General features: G+C 68.6%; 12 protein-coding genes. 5 read left to right on the top strand and 7 right to left on the bottom strand.

What is annotated here, in order from left to right:
• A partial coding sequence (locus tag AC5JJ1_RS25250; RefSeq protein ID WP_495787883.1) for a hypothetical protein occupies positions 1 to 184 on the top strand: 184 nt, incomplete at its 5' end.
• 13 nt (positions 185 to 197) lie between these two features.
• Here AC5JJ1_RS25250 and AC5JJ1_RS25245 read toward each other — a convergent pair.
• The 3 genes from AC5JJ1_RS25245 to AC5JJ1_RS25235 all read right to left on the bottom strand — a co-directional run bounded on the left by AC5JJ1_RS25245 (position 198) and on the right by AC5JJ1_RS25235 (position 5,403).
• A complete protein-coding gene (locus AC5JJ1_RS25245) occupies positions 198 to 1,271 on the bottom strand; it encodes an HWE histidine kinase domain-containing protein (protein ID WP_495787882.1) in 1,074 nt (357 codons plus the stop codon).
• Between the two features lie 336 nt (positions 1,272 to 1,607).
• Positions 1,608 to 4,379, bottom strand: a complete 2,772-nt coding sequence (locus AC5JJ1_RS25240; RefSeq protein WP_495787881.1) for a PAS domain S-box protein — start codon at positions 4,377 to 4,379, stop codon at positions 1,608 to 1,610.
• 418 nt (positions 4,380 to 4,797) lie between these two features.
• Positions 4,798 to 5,403 carry a chemotaxis protein CheB gene (locus tag AC5JJ1_RS25235; protein WP_495787880.1) on the bottom strand — a complete coding sequence of 202 codons (606 nt, stop codon included), beginning with the start codon at positions 5,401 to 5,403 and terminating at the stop codon, positions 4,798 to 4,800.
• 40 nt (positions 5,404 to 5,443) lie between these two features.
• On the opposite strand from AC5JJ1_RS25235, the gene AC5JJ1_RS25230 reads away from it, so the two are divergent.
• The gene (locus AC5JJ1_RS25230) at positions 5,444 to 5,758 is read left to right on the top strand and encodes a hypothetical protein (RefSeq protein WP_495787879.1); all 315 of its coding nucleotides are present in this window, start codon (positions 5,444 to 5,446) and stop codon (positions 5,756 to 5,758) included.
• A 330-nt stretch (positions 5,759 to 6,088) separates the two neighbouring features.
• Here the strand turns inward: AC5JJ1_RS25230 and AC5JJ1_RS25225 are convergent, their stop codons facing one another.
• From AC5JJ1_RS25225 to AC5JJ1_RS25210, 4 genes are all read right to left on the bottom strand, one after another.
• Positions 6,089 to 7,144, bottom strand: a complete 1,056-nt coding sequence (locus AC5JJ1_RS25225; protein ID WP_495787878.1) for a histidine kinase dimerization/phosphoacceptor domain -containing protein — start codon at positions 7,142 to 7,144, stop codon at positions 6,089 to 6,091.
• The gene (locus tag AC5JJ1_RS25220; protein WP_495787877.1) at positions 7,141 to 7,710 is read right to left on the bottom strand and encodes a methanogen output domain 1-containing protein; all 570 of its coding nucleotides are present in this window, start codon (positions 7,708 to 7,710) and stop codon (positions 7,141 to 7,143) included. Before AC5JJ1_RS25220 ends, AC5JJ1_RS25225 begins: the two co-directional genes overlap by 4 nt.
• A 197-nt stretch (positions 7,711 to 7,907) precedes the next feature.
• On the bottom strand, positions 7,908 to 10,868 hold the full coding sequence (locus AC5JJ1_RS25215) for a PAS domain S-box protein (RefSeq protein ID WP_495787876.1): 2,961 nt from the start codon (positions 10,866 to 10,868) through the stop codon (positions 7,908 to 7,910).
• A gap of 405 nt (positions 10,869 to 11,273) precedes the next feature.
• Positions 11,274 to 13,403: an HWE histidine kinase domain-containing protein gene (locus tag AC5JJ1_RS25210; protein ID WP_495787875.1), complete on the bottom strand. Its 2,130-nt coding sequence runs from the start codon at positions 13,401 to 13,403 to the stop codon at positions 11,274 to 11,276.
• Positions 13,404 to 13,752: 349 nt separating this feature from the next.
• Here AC5JJ1_RS25210 and AC5JJ1_RS25205 point away from each other — a divergent pair, with 349 nt between their 5' ends.
• From AC5JJ1_RS25205 to AC5JJ1_RS25195, 3 genes are all read left to right on the top strand, one after another.
• Positions 13,753 to 15,453, top strand: a complete 1,701-nt coding sequence (locus AC5JJ1_RS25205) for a putative bifunctional diguanylate cyclase/phosphodiesterase (protein WP_495787874.1) — start codon at positions 13,753 to 13,755, stop codon at positions 15,451 to 15,453.
• Between the two features lie 122 nt (positions 15,454 to 15,575).
• Positions 15,576 to 16,280, top strand: a complete 705-nt coding sequence (locus tag AC5JJ1_RS25200) for an aspartate/glutamate racemase family protein (RefSeq protein ID WP_495787873.1) — start codon at positions 15,576 to 15,578, stop codon at positions 16,278 to 16,280.
• A 713-nt stretch (positions 16,281 to 16,993) separates the two neighbouring features.
• Positions 16,994 to 17,971, top strand: a complete 978-nt coding sequence (locus AC5JJ1_RS25195; RefSeq protein ID WP_495787872.1) for a hypothetical protein — start codon at positions 16,994 to 16,996, stop codon at positions 17,969 to 17,971.
• Positions 17,972 to 18,270: the final 299 nt, after the last annotated feature.

Raw genomic sequence — 18,270 nt, 5'->3', positions numbered from 1 at the left:
GCAGCCCGAGCGAGCCCTCCCGACGCCCTGGCGGCAGGCCGACGCCGTCGTCCTCGATCCGAAGCCGCACCTGCCCGTTGCCGACCAGCCGCAACTCAACCCGGACGCCTCGCCGGGATGCCGCGCGCTGGCCCAGTGGAGGTGCCGGTGCTGCTGCTGGTGGGACTACAGGCGGAAGGTCTAGCTTCCACTCGTCGTCACCGCTTCGTGCCAGCCACGGCCTTAAGGGGCGCGTCCACTTCGCATCGGAGACCCGAAGTTTCGAACAGCAGCCGCACCCCGGCCTGTATCCCATGAGCCAGGCCCCGCTCCAGCAACCGCGAGCCGAAGCCCCGGCGCGGCGGCGGCGACGGCACCGGTGGGCCGTCCTCCTCGGTCCACTGCAACCGGAGGTGCCCACCTTCCGGTCCCGGTTCGATGGACCACTGGAGCCGGACGTGACCGCTCTGCGACGACAGGGCGCCGTGCCGAAGGGCGTTGGTCGCCAGCTCGTGAAACGCCATGCCGAGAGCAACCGCGGCACCGGGGCCGATGCGGACATCGGGACCGGCGATATCGATGCGGCCGCTGGCAAGGTCGCGCCGGGGGCTTAGCTGTCCCGCGGCGAGACTCTTGAGCGGCACGCCCTCCCAATGCTCGCGGGCGAGCAGGACATGCACGCGGGACAAGGCCAGCAACCGGTTCCGGAAGGCCTCTCGCATCTCGCCGACGCTGCGCTGTCCGTCTTGAAGGGTCTGCGCAGCGACCGATTGCACCGCCGTGAGCGAGTTGTTGACGCGATGATTGAGCTCATCGACCATCCGCTGCTGGCGTTCTTCGGCGCGCCTGCGCTCGGTCACGTCGCGTTGCGCCGCGATCCAGTGCGCGACGCGCCCAGCGTCCAGGACCGGGGTGATAACCCACTCGACCGCGTACTCGGTCCCGTCCTTGCGGTAGTTGATGGCGTTGCCACGGAAGGGACAGCCCGCGCTGAGCGCCCCCCGCAGGCGATCAAGTTCGGCGCGGTCGGTGTTCGGGCCTTGCAGCAGGCGGGGCGATTTCCCAATGACCTCGCTGGCAGCGTAGCCGGTCATGTGCTCGAAACCCGGATTGACATACTCGATCAGCGGGCCCGGCGGGTCGAGGTCCGGGCCCGTGATGATGATGGCCTCGCCAATGGCCCGTATGGCCGAACGGAGAAGCGCGAGTTCCTGCTGTCCTGACCATCCGGCCATGCCGGTGAGTTCATCGGTCTCTCGCTGCTCGCCTTCTTCTTGATTCGGGTCTGCCATGTCCTGGGGGTCCGTGTCGTGGCCCCGTTCTCGTCGCTGGAGGCCGCTCGATGCTCGAACCCCGCCTTCCTCCTATGGTTCCAAAGTTGTTGCCCTTGGCGCTTCGCTTGGCGGGGACGCGGTCTTGCCAAGGTGCACCATCACATGGACGCATAACGCAACAGGTTCCAAATCCGTGCAGCCGGGCGTGCCGTGACGGGGGCGCGAGCCCTCGAAGCCTGAGGTCTCCATCAGGCTTTGCAGACCATGCGGACGCTTGCCGTCTCCACGTCGGGACACACCAGCTCAGTTCTAAGGAAGGTTGGGGGCGCGGCACTAACGGCTTGCGGCCCGCCGCTACCCCTCGACGACGAGCTGCTTAATTCGGTTGGCCATGTCCTCGATGGCGAAGGGTTTGGTCAGCACGTGCATGCCGGGGTCGAGATGCCCATGGCTCAGCACAGCGTTCTCGGCATAGCCGGTGATGAACAGCACTTTCAACCCCGGGCGGTGCACGCGGGCCGCGTCGGCAAGCTGGCGCCCGTTCAACCCGCCGGGCAGGCCGACATCGGTAACCAACAGGTCAATCCGGGCGTCAGACTCCAGCACCTGCAGCCCAGCGGCGGCGTCGGCCGCCTCGATCGCCGTGTATCCGAGATCAGAAAGAACGTCGGTGACCAGCATGAGCACCGTTGGCTCGTCATCCACCACTAGGACGGTCTCGCCCTGCTTGGCGCGCGGCACCGTGATCTGGTCTTGAACCTCCCGCTCGGCTTCGGCCTTGCCATGGTGCCTCGGCAGGTAGAGGCAGACCATCGCGCCCTGCCCAGGCTCGGAGTAGATGCGAGCCTGCCCGCCGGACTGGCGCACGAAGCCGTAGATCATGGACAGGCCAAGGCCAGTACCCATGCCGATCGGCTTGGTGGTGAAGAAGGGGTCGAAGGCGCGGGAGACGACGTCGGGCGTCATGCCGGTGCCCGTGTCGCTCACGCAGAGAGAGACATACTGCCCCGGTGGCAGGTCGCGCGTGCGCGCCGCCCGCTCGTCGAGCCAACGGTTGGCCGTCTCGACCGTGAGCCGTCCGCCGCCCGGCATCGCGTCGCGGGCATTGATGCAGAGGTTCAGCAGGGCGTTCTCGAGCTGGTTTGGATCCACCAAGGTGGCCCAAAGTCCGGCGGCGCCGACGATCTCGACCTCGATCGCCGGGCTCATGGTGCGCCGAACCAACTCCTCCATCCCCGCCACCAAGCGGTTGACGTCGGTCGGCTTCGGCTCAAGCGTCTGCCTGCGCGTGAAGGCCAGCAGCCGGTGGGTCAGCGCCGCTGCGCGCCTGGACGCCCCGAGCGCCGCCGCGATGTAGCGGTCCAACTCGCCCAGCCGTCCCTGCGCCATGCGAGCCTGCATCATCTGCAGGCTGCCCGAGATGCCCGCCAGCAGGTTGTTGAAGTCGTGCGCGAGGCCGCCGGTGAGCTGGCCCACCGCCTCCATCTTCTGTGACTGTCGCAGCGCATCCTCGGCCTGCCGCAACGCGTCTGCCTGCTCCTTCTCAACCGTGACATGCCGTCCGATGGCGTAGATCATCCCGCCCTGCGGCGCCGCCACCCAGGATATCCAGCGGTAGGAGCCGTCCCTGTGCCGGTAGCGGTTCTCGACAACCGGCAGCGGCCCTCCTGCTGCCCGCACCAGCGCCGCCTCAGTCAGCTCGATGTCGTCCGGATGGACCAGCCGGTCGACCCGTGTTCCGACCAGTTCCTCCGCCTCGAAGCCAAGGATTGCGGTCCAGGCCGGGTTTACCCTGCGGAAGACGCCGGTGAAATCCATGACCAGCAGCAGGTCCGGCGAGGATTGCCATAGGTGGTCGCGCTCGGCGGTGCGCTCGGCCAGCTCCTTGGCCTGCTGCTTCTCCTCGGTGACGTCGCGGCCGGTGCAGTAGACCATACCCTCCTCGGGAATGCCGACCCAGGAGATCCAGCGGTAGGTGCCGTCCTTGCAGCGGTACCGGTTCTCGGATCGGATCGCTGGCTGACCCTGCTGAGTCAGCTGGAACCCCGCCCAGGTCCGCTCCACGTCGTCCGGGTGCAGCAGCTCGAAGATGGATGTGTTGGCCATCTCGGCCTCGGACCAGCCGAGGACGGTCTGCCAAGCGGGGTTCGAGGTCTCCAAATAGCCGTTCGAATTCAGCGCTCCCAGCAGGTCGGGGCTGAGCTGCCAGGTGCGACCGCGCGCCTGGGTGCGCTCGATGACCTGCCGCTCCAGGTCGGCATTCAGGCTGCGCAGCCGCGCCTCACTGTCGCGCAGCGCGGCCTCGGCCCGGCCTCGTTCCGCCGCAGCCCAGGTCCGTTCAGCCGTGTCCCGGACCAAGGCCGCATCGCCCGGTCCCCAGCGCCGGGCACCCCCATCATGGACATAGAGGATAGCCCTCAGGTGCCCCTCCTTGATGAGGGGAGCCACGATGAGCGCGCGGCACCCGATGCTATCCCAGGTCGCAGCATGGGCTTCGCTGACGCGGGGATCCGCGTAGCAATCCTCGACGACGAGCGTCCGTCCCGCCTTGAGTTCGGCGATGACCGCAGGGCCGAAACCGTCGAGGACGCGCGCCTCGCCCGCCAGGCTGGCCACCGTCCCGTCGCGGGTCCAGTCCCGCTCGACCGAGACAACCTTCTGCTGGGCGTCGATGTCGCCGTAGCCCACGCGTCCGGCATGGAGCTGGCGGCCGAGGAACTCGGCGGCCGCCGCCGTGACTTCCCGCGGAGCCGTCAGGCTTCGAAGCCGCTCCTCGAGCCCGACGAGGAAGGCGTTGCGCCGTTCCGCAAGCACCTTGCCGGTCGTCTCGGACATGATGCACAGCAATCCGGTCACCGAGCCGCCTTCGTCGCTCACTGGCGAGTAGGAGAAGGTGAACCAGCAAGCCTCCTCGTCACCGTGGCGATTGAGGACCAAAGGCATGTCCTCACGGTAAAGCGCCTCCCCCGCCAGCGCGGTGGCCACCAAGGACTCTATGTCCGGCCACACTTCGGACCAGATGGTGCGGAACCGGCCGCCAAGGGCAGCGGGGTGCTTGGCGCCCAGGATCTCCAGGTAGGGGTCGTTGTAGAGGAAGGCCAGTTCGGGGCCCCACACGACGAACATTGGGGACTTCGAGCTGAGCAGCAGAGTGACAACGGACCGCAACGACTGCGGCCAGCCACGGGGAGCGCCAAGTGGCGACGCCGACCAGTCCATCGAGCGCATAAGCGCCCCGACCCCGCCGCCACCCTGGAGGAAGACAAGTTCTGGCGCGCCGCGCACCTTAGGCCCAACCTCCGCCGACAGCCGGATGGGCGGCGGCCTTCATCCGAGGTCTCGATGGCGCGTGGAGAAGGCAAAGTCGGTCATGTCCCGGAGGCGCATGCCTGGAATCTAAAGCCTTAGGCCTTCCGTGCAATGACCCGGGATCTGGAGTCGGGCGCACAAGATGGCAGGGGCGCTCTTGAACCCGAAGGGCAGGGCTGCCGAAACAGCCGTTCGGAAGCCTGGCACCGTGGAACCCATCCTCGAGCCGCGGCGGTCAGATGGGTTCGGACGCTGGCGGGCTGGGACCGAGATACGGCTTTCCCGAAGCCTCCTCTAGCACCCGGCCGATGGCACCGGCGATTGCCGTGGCGGTGCCGACGAGGCTTATGGGGCCGTCGAAATCGATGGCGTTCTGTTGCATTCCACGCGGCTTGCCGCCTGGGTCGAGGACCATGGTCAGGCCTCCCGCCGCGTGGATGGCAGCCAGCCCCCGGGAGCCGTCGTCGAGCGAGCCGGAAAGGACGACGCCCAACGCCCGCCGCCCGGCGTGGCGGGCAACCGAGACGAACAATGTGTCGATAGTGCGGTTGCGCAGCCGGTGCCCCGAGCCTGGGACGAGCGCGGCCAGGTTGTGATCGACCAGGGTGAGGTGTCCATCGGGCTCGCCGATGTAACACGTGCCCGGCTGGAACCTCTCAGTCTCCGCGGCCACAACCACCGGCATCCCGCACCTCCCTGCGAGAACTTCCCGGAGCGCGCTCAGCCTGTCGCTGGGCCGCTCCATGGCGGTCCACGCACGACCGCGCGGACGTTCGCTGTGGCCGAAGCCAGGCCGATCGAAGACGATGACCCGGTTGGTCCGGAGCAGGAGATCGGTCACACCGCTGGTGTCGTAGTTCGTCCCCCGACACGGCGTTGCCGTGGATGAGCACGACGGGGTCGCCGGTGCCCCGGTCGGTGTAGTGCAGCCGAACGCCGTCGACCTCGACGAAGCGGCCGCGAGGTGGGTGCCTGCGCTCGGCGTCACGCGCCATGACGTAATTGGCGACGGCAAGGGCACCCAAGGCGGCTACGCCGACCTGTGCGGCGCGGCTGCGCGTCAATGCTTCGGCGGCTGTGAAGAAGTTCAAGGTAATCCTTACGACGTGACAGGGTGTGCGATCGGCCCTTGGCCGCGCCTGAGACACAAAGGAAGGGCATCGACGCATACCGGCACCGGGGCACTCGACCCGTAAGCTGATTTGCTGCGCCGCAGCATTGCAGTAACCGTGTGAACTGGCGGGAGTTCCGAATCAGGCGTTAGGGTTTCGGAAGGTTTGGGGGGAATTCTTTAGCAACTGGTGGCACCGTTGACCGTGCGTTCGGGTCGTACGCTGGACATGCACTTCCGCAACGCTGGCGGGCGCGCAGCGAGTTGGCTGGATCGACTGGATCGGCTCACTCGCAACCCTTTTCGTCTCCTTGAGGGTCCGCTGCGCGTCGAGGCATCTGGATCAACAGGACGGTTCCGCAAACCCGTCCTGCAGGCTGCTTGCTCGCCTTGGGTATGCCGCATCACTCGGCGGTCAGCGCCGGGAAACGGTGGGCTCAGCGGCGGAGAACGGCGCCAGCGACATCGGGTGCGGGAAGCCGATGACGAGCGTTGGCTTGCCCTGACTGATGTCGCTCGCAACGGAGCCTTGAAGCTGAGCCGCAAGCATGCCCGCCAGGGGTTTGCGCGCAGCCGCGGCGAAGGCTTCGGCGGCGCCGTCCTGGCTTAGGGCAAGGCGAAGGCGACCGGCCCCATCGGCACCTCCGGCGATCAGGCCTGGACGCCTCGGTAGCGTGGCCGCTAGGCATTCGTTGAGCAGCAGGGCCAACGGCGTGGCCACCTCGACCGGAACGACGATGGGCTCGACGTCCACCCCGAACGCGTTCTCTCCTCCCGTGTCGGGGTGACGGAAGGCGACGAGGTCGCTGGCCAGCTGGGCAATATCGATGTGGTTCAGCGCTGCGTGACTGGCGCCAACCTGCTTCTGCACGAAGCCAACGGCCTGGAAGCGGGCGGCGAGGTCCCGGAGGTTCGGCGGACCGCCTCCTGCCTGCCTGGCTTCGCGGTTCAGCAGCCCCAGGAAGAGTTGTATTGTGTTGCGTACCCGGTGCTGCAGCTCCTGCAGCAGGGCAACCTGCCCGCGTAGGGCCTCGGTCAGTTCGGCTTCGTAGCGCCTGCGCCGGTCGATCTCGCGGTTGAGCTCCTCGACCTGCCGTGTCAGCAGCCCGAAGGAGCGTGTAGCCGCCTCCTTTGGCCGCATCCGCAGCCGCAACAGTAGTGGCAGGTCCGGATCGGGCCGGAACAACGCCCCGTCGACGCGAAACTCCCGGGTCCCGTCCCACCCGGCGGCCCTGAAGGCGAGCACCGCGGGGATCGCCTCCTTGCCTCCGGAGCAGCGGTGCAGGAAATCGGCAAGCCGCCAAGACTCGCCCGCCAGGAAGTCGCCAAGGCGCCGCGTCGCCAAAATCTCGGTCCCGAACTCGGCGACGGCGGCCCGGTTGGCCGCAACGATCTCGCCGGAGGGCGTCACGAGGAGCATCGTTTCCTCGACCGCATTGGCCGTCTCGACGAAGGCGGCCACCGCGTTCACGGGCCGGGGTCGGCCGCCCGGAAATACTCGCGGCCCGCCGCCGCCGCGGTGTCCGGCGTCTGCTCCAGGTGCACCACCACCCGGCAGCCCGAATGGCCCTCGGCGATGCTCTGAGCCAGTTCCACCTTGGCGTAGCCGAGGTTGTCGGCGGCGATGCGGCCGAAGACGTTACTGGTCATCATGCACATTGACGGGCGGCCGATCACCTTCTCGGCGAAGGGGCAGAGACGATTGACCAGCACGAGGCGTTCCTCGGACGCCTCGACGACGGAGAAGTCGCCCTGGATCCGCCGCTTGAGGTCGACCAAGACCTCGACCACCTGCTCACGGGTCAGCCGACCGACGCCGAGCGCCTCACGGTAGTCCCGGTCAATCTGCTCGCCGATGCGGCCGCCGACGACGCTGATGAAGCCGGACGCCTCCTGCAGGCCGACCACCTCCTCGAGAGTGCCTGCCAATTCCCGGATCAGGCTGCGGGTGAAGACGTCGCGCTCGAGCGGGATTACGAGTTCGGCTACCGCAACGGGCTTTACCGAAGGGGGATCAGTATGGGATTCCGAGTTCATCACGACCCCCTCTTCGTCCGGCGGTCGCCAAGATAAGCACGTTCGGCTAGTAAGCGTCACGGCCGCCCAAGCGCCATTTCCACGTGTTGCCATCCAGCATCACCTCTGGGCGGGGCGCAGCAGACCGGCAGCGTGGCAGTCACAACGTTTTGGTTCCAGCACACCCATGAATGTCGCCGAAGCGCAGGCGACGTGCGTCAACAGCTCCTGGCTTCCAGGAGCGCCGCGACGCTTTCCGCCAGGCGCTCGCTCCCGATGGGTTTGCGGAGCAGCAGGACCATGCTTCCGCCTGCATCCTCGCGCGCGAGGTCACCTGGGTCGGTACCCGTCAGCAATACCGCGGGCACTCCTGGCCTGCGGCTCCTTGCCTCCCGGATCAACGTCATGCCGTCCATGCCCGGCATGGAGAGGTCCGACATGAGGATGTCGATTGCGTCCCCCGCGTCCAGCAGCGCAAGGGCCTCCGCCGCCGAAGCCACGGCCCGCACGTCGTGGCCGATTGCCGCGAGTTCCTCGGCGACGCTTTCCCGGACGAGATCCTCGTCATCCACGAGCAGCACGCGTCCGAGCACGGCGGCCCTTGACGGAACGGACACCGGGCTGAGCCCTTGAGCTCCAGGCGGCACCGCCGTGACCGGCAGCCTGATGGTGACCACCGTGCCTCGTCCGGGCTCGCTCTCGACGTCCAGGCTCCCGCCGCTTCCCTCCGCGAAATCCTTGGCCATCGCCAACCCAAGGCCGGTCCCCTTTCCGGCCTCCTTAGTCGTGAAGAATGGCTCCCGCGCCCGCGCCAGCGTTGCCTCGTCCATTCCGACACCGGTGTCGCAAGCCGACAGACGCACCATCCGGGAGCCTGCGGCGTCGAGCGCGGCCGCAAAGGTGAGGCGGCCACCGCTCGGCATCGCGTCGCGGGCATTGGTGGCGAGGTTGACTAGCACGGTTTCTAGCTGGCCCGGGTCGGCCCGCAGCGGCGGCAGGCCGGGCGGAACCTCTATGCGGACCTCGATGGCAGCGCCGAGTGTGCGGGCAAGCATCTCGCGGAGGCCTTCGAGGATGGCGGCGGCATCGATGGCCTCGGCCCTTAGCTCGCCGCCCCTGGAGAAAGCCAGCAGCCGGTGGGTCACGGCGGCACCGCGTCCAGCGGCCTCGCCTATCATGCTGGCAAGCCGACGCACGTCATCCCGGTCCTCCGGGCTGCGCAGCAACAGTCCGGCGCCGCTCCTCACTGCCTGGAGCACATTGTTCACATCGTGGGCGATGCCACCCGCGAGATGACCGAGCGCCTCGACGCGCTGGGCCTGCGCCAGCCGCAACTGCGTGTCGTCCAGCTCGCGCGCGCGCTCCGCGGCAAGGCGCTCCATCTCCACTTTGCGGCGCGCCATGACCTCGCGGGCGGCCACGATGTCGGTGATGTCTGTGCAGGTACCGAACCAGCGGGTCACGCGGCCCGCCGCGTCACGCACGGACAGGGCGCGGGCGAGGACCGAGACGTAGGCCCCGTCATGGCGCCGCAGGCGGCATTCCGTCTCGTAGGGGCTGCCGGTCCGCAGCGACCGCCGCCAGCGCTCGCGGACGCCCTGCAGATCATCGGGATGAATGGCCTCGCGCCAGACCGCCTGCAGCGGCATCCCCGCCGCGCTGCCAAAGAACTCGCGCCAGCGCGCATTGGAGTAGTCGGGCGAGCCATCCGGACGTGCCGACCAAACGAGCTGAGGCATGGCATCGGCCAGCGAGCGGAACCGGGCCTCGCTCTCGCGCAGCGCCCTCTCGGCCGCCTTGCGTTCGCTCAGGTCGATGACGAAGGAGGCGGTAAGGCCGCTGGCCCGGTCGATCAGACCGAGGGAGACCAGCACCGGGACGCGGACGCCGTCGGGCCGCAGGTACTCCTTTTCGAACGGGGTGCATTTCCCGACGGCCACTGCTTCTGCGCTGGCTGCCTCGTCCCGGGGCAGCCACTCCTCGGGCGTCATCAGGTCCCAGCGGGGCGGCTTGGCCTCGAATTCCGTTCGGTCCCGCCCGATCAGGGCCAGGAAGGCGTCGTTGGCCGCGTGTACCCGGCCGCCCATGTCGGAGATGGCGACACCTACGGGGCTGTTCTCGAACAGCGCACGGGCGTCCGCCGCTGCTCGCTCACGTTCGGCCAGGGTCGCGGCGAGCGACGCCGCGAGCTCGTCGGCCTCGCGCAGCCCGAGCGCCACAGGCGGCTCTCCCCGCGCAGCCGCGGCGGCGGCCGCAGGCACGCGGCCGATGGCGGCAACGATGGAGCGGGCCATGAGAAGCGCAACCACGACAGCCAGGGTCAAGGCCGCCACGCCCAAGACCGCGCTGCGAATGAGCGAGGCGCGGATCGGCGCCAGGGCCACCCGCTCGGGGATGTCCAGCCTGACGAGGTAGCCGCTGCGAGGGGCCCGCGCCACGGCGACCATCGCGGGTTCCCCCTCGAGCGTCCGGGCCTGCGGGAGGGTACGTGCGCCCTCGGCACCGAGCATCGCAGCGAGCACGGCGGGATTGGGCATGGAGCCGACCGTTTCGGCGTCTCGGACCGACCGCGCTACGGTCGTGCCGCTGCGGTCATGCACCGTGGCTATGCCACCAGGGGCCAGCCCCGGCTCCGACACGATGGCGACCAGCCGGGCACGCGGGACCGTGACACCGATCGCGCCGACGGTGGGGGTCCGTCCTGCGGCATCGGGCCCGGATGCCAGGACAGGGACCGCCACGGCGATGTCCGGGATGGCGTCGGGCGGTCCGGTGAAGACGCCAGAAACCTGAGGCGTCCCTGACGCGATGGCCTCGATCGCATGCGGCATGGCCCGGCGCCCGCCGCCCCGCCCGTCCGGCGCCCTGGTATCGAGTGTCCGGACACCTTCGACATCGACAAGGCTGATCCGCACGGGGAGCGTGCCCTCAGGAAGTCCCGCGGAGAGCAGGGTGCTGGCAGCGCGCATGTCGCGGCTCAACGCGTCCAGGTCGCGCCGGGCGAGGGCATCCGAGGCGGCAAGCAACCGAGCCGTGTCCAGGGTCCGCTCGAACTCCCTGTCCACCAGCCAAGCCAGGGTGCGTGCCTGTTCGACGAGTTGCGCCTCGGCTCGGTTACGATCGCTGCGGCTCTGAGCCCAGAGCCCAACCGCACCGAGCGCCGCGAGCAGCACCGTCACGGTGACGACTAGACGAATGAAATGACCCGCCAGGGTCGGGCTGCGCCAACCAGCCTCGGTCGATGGTGTCCTGAAGGCTCCGTCGCCGGACCTTGGTTGGGCAGCTCTGGAGCGGCCTCGATAGACGGATGCGGCAGCGCTCACCCACCTCGAAAGGTTTGGCGCATCGAAGTTATGGGATCTGGGTTGTTGTTCGTGTCCCAAGGCAAACCCTCGGTTCAGCCATTCTCATCCGGACTGTAAACGGTTCTTCGACTCGCATCTACGTGATGTCGACGAAACCGCGACGTTTCAACTTCCCTACAGACAAAGATGGCTTCAGCAACTTAAAGTTGAATGACTACACCTGATTACCGTGTATGTCGCAGAGTGGCTCGGGCGGTGTGCTGCTTATTGGCGCGAGAGTTATGCGGTTCTTGCGGCCGCCAAGGCGCGTCTGACAGGCACATCAACCTCGCAGACCAGCCCCGCAAGCTCCCACGAACTCCGCACTGCACCGCCCAGCTGATCGAGTACGGTCGCCTCCATGAAGCGGGTGCCGAATCCACGCCGTTCAGGAGGACCCCCCACTTGAGGGCCACCCCGTTCGATCCAGCGGAGACGCACGAGTGCGGCCTCCTCATCAATGGACCAATGTAGGTCGACCCTGCCCCGTTCCACCGACAGGGCGCCGTGCTTGGTGGCGTTGGTAGCAAGCTCGTGCAGCACGACCGAGAACGGCTGCGTGGCAGCGGGCGACAGGACCATTGCGGGGCCCATCAGGCAGGCGGTCGGGGCATTGCCTGCCGCCTGATCCTGGGCGGGAAGAAAGCCCTTGAGCGCCGCTTCGGCCAACGCGCGCAAGTCCGCACCTTGCCACCGCGCCTCGGCTAGGAGCGTATGGGCGCGCGCCAGCGCCGAAACCCGGCCCTCGACGGCTCGGGCGTAGGTGGCCGCGTCGTGCTTCGGGGTAAGACGCAGCGCCGCCTGAACGACAGCAAGTACGTTCTTGGCGCGGTGATCCACCTCGCGCGCCAGCAGCGTCCTCGTTTCCTCGGCACGCCGCCGCTCGGTGACGTCCTGGACCACGCTGACGGCGCGCAGCGGCCGCCCCTCGGCGTCGCGGGCTGAAACGGCTGCGCTCAGCCGCAACCAGACCACCGCACCGTCCGGCCGCACCAAGCGGCATTCTTCATCCGCCTCTCCGCCCCGTTCGAAGACGATGAAGGACGGGACGCGTCCATGATCCAGCGGATGGAGGAGGTTCAACGGTCCAAGCCTATCGACCAGTTCGGCCTCGCTCCGCCCGACAATCTTGCAGAAGCGCCGGTTGACCCGCAGGTAACGCCGGGTTCCGGCATCGACCTCCGCGACGCCTGCGGCGGCGGTCTCGAAGATAGCCCGGAACTCGGTCTCCCGAACGGCCATGGCATCCTCGGCCCGCTCACTTGCTGCCCGCAAGGTCTCGAACTCGGCGACGCCGGTACCCAGCGCTCCATCGGGTACTGGGTCCCGCCTGCGGCCATCGGCGGCGACGGTCTCGGCCCGGCAGACCAGTGCTTCGACTGGGCGAAGGACCTGGTGCGCCAGCCGTGTCGCCACGCCGAGGCCAAGCGCCAGGGCGGCCAGGCCGCCGCCCACCAGGGCGGCCAGCGGGATCAGCCAGCTGCTCCGGTACCGGGCGTAGGGCTCGGCCACAGCCACGGTCCAGCCAGGCGCCTCCCGCAGCGGCTGGGCGGAATAGAGCGCGTCCTCGCCATAGACGGAGGAGCTGCGGAAGACGCCGCGTGCCCGTTCCGCCGCGGGGACCGCGCGGCTGGGCGGCACGACCCCGAGGAACCGCTCGTGGTCCCGCGAGCGCGCCACGATGCGGCCCCGGCCGTCAGCGACGGAGACGAAAGCCCCGTCGGCGGAGTGCATGGCACGCAGGCGGCTTGAAAGTTGCGCTGGGTCCAGGGCCAGCACCACCACCCGTGTCACCTCGCCCCGCTGCTGCGCGGGGGCTGCGACGGCTACCATGGGCCGACCGGTTCCTCGCCCAACGAAGTAGTCGGACACTGCGGGCCGCCGGGTCTCGACAGCGCGCCGGATGACGTCCCAGGCGCCCTCGCCCGGCTGCGAGGGCGGCGGCATCGGCGCACCGGGGGCCAGCGCCGTGTTCACTTGCTGCTGGTGGCCCCGGGCGGCGTCGTTCACGACGACCCAGCCGCTGACGGAATCGCTGATCCGCCGCGCCCAGATCTCGAAGGCGGCAAGATCGTCCCGTTCGAGGAGGGGCGACGAGGCCAGCGAGGACACCGCGGCGAGGTGGGTGCGGATCTCGCTATCGAGGAACAGGGCCAGCGCTTGCGCGGTATCCTGCAGCCGCGCCTCGAAGGAACGGCGGTAGCTGTCCGCGAGATTCCAGGCCGCCGCGCCCGCCACGGCCAGGGCGGGCACCAGCACCGCGAGGACCAGGCCAAGCAGATACGTCCGCAGGCCGAGCAGATGCCCGCGTCCGCTTGGCCTCGCCCGTCGCTCGGAGACGGTTTCGGGTCCAGTCAGCGTGTCGGCCATCCAATCTCCAAGATGGGGACCGCGCCTCCCCTGTCAGCCAAGGGCGGTGTAGCCTGAATTTTGCTGCCACGCAGTCCAAACCAACCGCGGGGACAATCGGGCGAGCGGACCCAACATCGGCAGGCGAGGCCGTGACCACCGAAGCGGTTTTAGTTGCGGGCAAGGCACTATAACCCTAGGTTGCAGTTCTTCCTCTTCCTATTGGATATCGGACGTGGCGCTCACAGACGGACCGCAGCCTGCCTGCCCAATGTCGCCGGACGCCCTTCAGGAAGCCCCAGGCTGCCGCACGCCACACCCGCCCGGTACCACGCCAGGCCGCACCGGTGTCGACCTCGAGACCTGCTTGGTGCGCTTCGAGACCGCGCTGGAGCGCATGTCCCATGGGGTGTGCTTCTTTGACGGGGAGCAGCGCCTCATCCTGGCCAACCGCCGCTACGCTGAACTTTATGACTTGGCTCCAGAGAGCATTCTGCCCGGGATGACCCTTCGGGAGGTCATCGAGCTTCGCGTGAGCGCGGGGAGCGGCCCACGCACGACGCCCGACGAGTATCATGCCTGGCGCAATGCCGTGGCCGCACGGGACGTCGCCTCCGAGACTGCGGTCGAGATGGCGAATGGCCGGACCATCGTGATCAAGCACCAGCCCATGCCCGACGGCGGCTGGGTGGCGACGCATGAGGATATCACCGAGCAGCGGCGCTCCGCCGAGCGCATCGCCCACATGGCGCACCACGACGCCCTCACTAGCCTGGCCAACCGGGTGCTGTTCCGGCAGGCGCTTGAGGAGGCGATGAGGGGTGCCCCAGAGAGCAGCTGCACAGCGCTTCTCTACATCGACCTCGACCGGTTCAAGCCGGTCAACGACACGCTGGGCCATCAGGCGGGCGACCTGTTGCTGTGCGCCGTTGCCGGGCGACTGCGGTCCGAGGTGGCCGAGGGCGACATCGTTGCCCGGCTGGGCGGCGACGAGTTCGCCGTGATCAGGAGCAAGACGGGAACGCGGGACGCCGAGGATCTGGCGCGGCGCATCGTCGAAGCCCTCGGGCGGACCTTCGAGCTGGACGGACATCGTGTGGAGGTGGGCGCCAGCGTAGGGGTCGCCCTCGCTCCCGACGACGGTGCCGGTCCCGACGAGTTGCTGCGGAGCGCCGACCTCGCCCTCTACCGCGCCAAGGCTGGCGGTCGCGGTCAGCACCGCTTCTTCGAACCGGAAACCGACATGCGCCTGCAGGTGTCCCGCGGGCTGCAGCACGACCTCCGCGAGGCCATTGAGGCGGGCGGGCTCGAACTCCACTACCAGCCGGTGGTCGAGGTGGCGACCCGCCAGGTTCTCGGCTTCGAGGCCCTTCTCCGGTGGCGACATCCCGAGCGCGGGCTGGTCATGCCGCAAACCATCATGCCATTGGCCGAAGGCTCCGGCATGATGCCCGCGCTTGGCGACTGGGCACTCCAGCGTGCCTGCGCCGAGGTGGCCGGTCTGGCCGGGCGGCCGAAGCTGGCGGTGAACGTCTCGCCGCTGCAGCTGACCCCGGAGTTCCCCGCTCGCGTTGCTGCGGCGCTCGCCGCCTCCGGCCTCGAACCTGCCCGGCTCGAGTTGGACGTCACCGAGGCCACCCTGCTGCACGAGACCGAGGCCGCGCTCGGGGTGCTCCACAAGCTGCGCGGGCTCGGCGTCGGCGTGGCCATGGACGGCTTCGGGGCGGGTACCTCCTCGCTCAGCGCGCTACGGCGTTTCCCCTTCACCAGGGTCAAGCTCGACCGGGGCTTCGTGCGCAACTTGGGAAAGGAACCGGACTGCGCGGCCCTGCTTCGCGCCATCGTCGACCTGTGCGGTGTGCTCCGGATGCCGTGCACCGCCGAAGGCGTCGAGACGGAGGAGCAGTTCGCGGCGGTAGCCGCGAGCGGCTGCACCGAGGCCCAGGGCTTCCTGTTCGGGCGCCCGGCACCGATAGCACGGTGGCTCGACCGAATGACGTTCGCCAAGCTGGGTGCCGCCAATCGGGTGGGCGGAGAAGCGGAACCGGGGGCACCAACCTCGGCTTGCTGAGCCCCAGCCAGGACCGATGGCAGCGCTAGTAAGGGCGTCTTTCCCCTGCGGCGGCCCCATTAGGCTGCTGTAGGATCGCCAGAGGATGTCGTAGGATTCGCGCGAAGCCGGAGGGGTTGTTAGTGTCGCGGAAGGTCATCGGGCTCATCGGCGGCATGAGCTGGGAAAGCTCGGCCGAGTACTACCGCATCATCAACGAGCGCGTCCGCGACCGCCTGGGGGGCCTGCACTCGGCGCGATGCCTGATGTGGTCCTTCGACTTCGCCGAGGTCGAGGCCCTGCAGCACGCCGGGCGCTGGGACGCCGCCGCGGCCCTGATGGCCGAGGCCGCCGGGCGCCTCGAGCGCGGCGGGGCGGACTTCCTGGTGATCTGCACCAACACCATGCACCGCATGGCAGACGAGGTGCAGGCGGCGGTTGGCATACCCCTGCTGCACATCGCTGACCCCACGGCCGAGCGCATCCGCGCAGCCGGGATGCGGCGGGTCGGCTTGCTGGGGACGGCCTTCACCATGGAGCAGGAGTTCTACCGAAGCCGGTTGCGGGACCGGCATGGGCTGGAGGTGCTGGTGCCCGGGACCGAGGACCGCGCCCTCGTCCACCGCGTCATCTACGAGGAGTTGGTCCAGGGGCGCGTCGAGCCCGCCTCTCGGCAGGCGTACAGCGAGGTCATCGCCCGCTTGGTCGAGCGCGGCGCCGAGGCCGTGATCCTGGGCTGCACGGAGATCATGCTGCTCGTCCGGCCTGAGGACAGCCCTGTGCCGCTCTACGACACCACCGCCATCCATGCCGAAGCCGCCGTGGACCTGGCGCTCACCGGCCCGTAGGCGGTCGCGGCACAAGGCGCCGCCCATCACGGCCCGGCCCGAGCGGCCACTTCGGAGGCCCTGACGGGCGCCGGTCACCAGCGAGGCCGGGGTCCCTGGACGTGCGCCAGGCGACACGCCGCTCGGCAACATGCAGGGCGCCGCTTGCTCGCCCGATGGCGGCCACCGGCTGACGGCGGTCCGTCCGTCCAGCACGTTGGCCCGGCGCCGACAGAGCTTACCGAGAAAGGCTGGATCCGACGTCACCTGGTGACATCTGTCACCCGGTGACGCGAATGTCCCATCTGCGGTCTTGGCGGACGCCATCCTTGCAAGGCTTAGCAGGCTAGTCCTTGTACCCTATCGCAAACTCGCAGGATTCGGCCTGCTGGGTGCGAGAGCGGCGCGGGCCCCGAAGAATTAACTCGGGCAGCTCGGTGACTGGCGCGCCGAGAAGCGCCGACCGAAACGTCACCTGGTGACCAATGTCACTGGGTGACTGGCGATCCTGCGGTGCCAGGGGGGCTAGGTCTTGGTTGCGCCTTCGAGCACTCCGGACTGGCTGACCGATGCCCCTCGCAGATCCTTGGCGGGCGAACCGCGAAGGGCGTCGAGGCCAAAGAATTGGCCCTTCGCCAGTGGCGGACGCCCCCTGTACCGGGGCCACCATTCCTGGCGGGCTGTCACCCGGTGACGAAATGCCGAGGTGCGAGATGGCTTGGACAGCGGCGGAGTTGCGCGCGATCGAGGAAGGATTGCAGGCGGCGGATATCGCGGGGGTCGTTCCGGAAGCTCTGACCGACGCCGATCGTGAAGCGTGGCGCCAGGGATACGCGAGGGGGTGGAACGGCCTCGGCGACGACTCCAAGGCGATCGACCTCAAGAAGTGTCAGCCTTCCCGCGCTTCTTGGCAGGCTGGCTGGCGAGCCGGGTACGTCGTCTGCAAGGCCGCGGCACGGACATACACGCGTCGGGTTCACGACGAGATGCTTGAGCGGACGATCCCACTCGTGGTTTCGCATCGGAGCAGATGGACGGAAGCGCAGGCCGACGCCTACGACGACGGCGTCGCCGCCGGACGCAAGGGCCTGATATCCCTCCCGGCGCCCCGCTACCGCGGCCGCCTGCGGAACCTGGCGCCCTTCTGGAATCTGGGCTGGCCGGTCGGCCTCCGGCTGATGAGCCAGCACGACGACCTGGTCATGCGTGAGGAGAAGCTGCGGCAGCGAGAAGCGGTGCTAGAGGCAGCCGACGCCGACCTGAGGGCGCGCGAGGAAGCCGAGAGGATCGCCATCGCGGAGGCCGATGCCATCGCCGAAAGCGACAGGCGCTTCAGCGTGTGCAAGCGCCTGCGCGCTCGTCACGCTAAGGCCCGCGCCCAAGCCGGAAAGCGCGGCGTCGAGGGCGGTGCCGAACGGCAGGATGGCGGTGCCGGTGGCGCCGGACCCAAGGCTGACCTGCGGCCGGAAAGCGGACCGACATCCTTGGCACCCGACGATGCCGCGCCTTCGAGCCGCAAGCGGCGGAAATCCGGAGCGGAGCGCCAGCGCGAGCATCGAGCGCGCAAGCAAAGCGTTTCCATCGAGATATCTGCGACAACGCACGCCTCCCTCAGCCGCCTGTGCGAACGGGACGGCGTCACCATCGACCGCACGCTGCAGGTCCTGCTCGAGGCGGCGCTTCGCGACCCGCGCATCGGGCGACACTACTGAGGCGCTTGGCATGAGCGACGGAGCCCTGCCGGGCAATCAAGCGGCGCGCCACACGCGATCACCAGTAAGGAAACGGCACGGTGGCCACTCGATTGTGCGCCCGTGTCGGCCGCCGCGCATGAATGGCGCCGTCCTGGTGATTTGCTGCCTCGAGCAGCGGTGCCGAGGTCCCGAGGGGCGCAGGCACGGTCATGTGACGGCGCCCACTTGCCTAGCGCCGATAGGAGGGTCCGCCGTCCGCCCAATGGCTTTGCTATCGGATTCTGGCCCGGGTGTGCTGACGAATTTTGGCCCACCTG

The organism is Belnapia sp. (genome assembly GCF_059504005.1).
The sequence above is the reverse complement of the archived record's forward strand: the minus strand, read 5'-3'. Positions and strand labels throughout refer to the sequence as shown.

What these genes read in the sequence shown, in the direction of transcription:
- AC5JJ1_RS25245 (WP_495787882.1), bottom strand. Translation starts at nt 1,271, where the DNA reads ATGGCAGACCCGAATCAAGAAGAAGGCGAGCAGCGAGAGACCGATGAA.
- AC5JJ1_RS25240 (WP_495787881.1), bottom strand. Translation starts at nt 4,379, where the DNA reads ATGTTCGTCGTGTGGGGCCCCGAACTGGCCTTCCTCTACAACGACCCC.
- AC5JJ1_RS25220 (WP_495787877.1), bottom strand. Translation starts at nt 7,710, where the DNA reads ATGAACTCGGAATCCCATACTGATCCCCCTTCGGTAAAGCCCGTTGCG.
- AC5JJ1_RS25210 (WP_495787875.1), bottom strand. Translation starts at nt 13,403, where the DNA reads ATGGCCGACACGCTGACTGGACCCGAAACCGTCTCCGAGCGACGGGCG.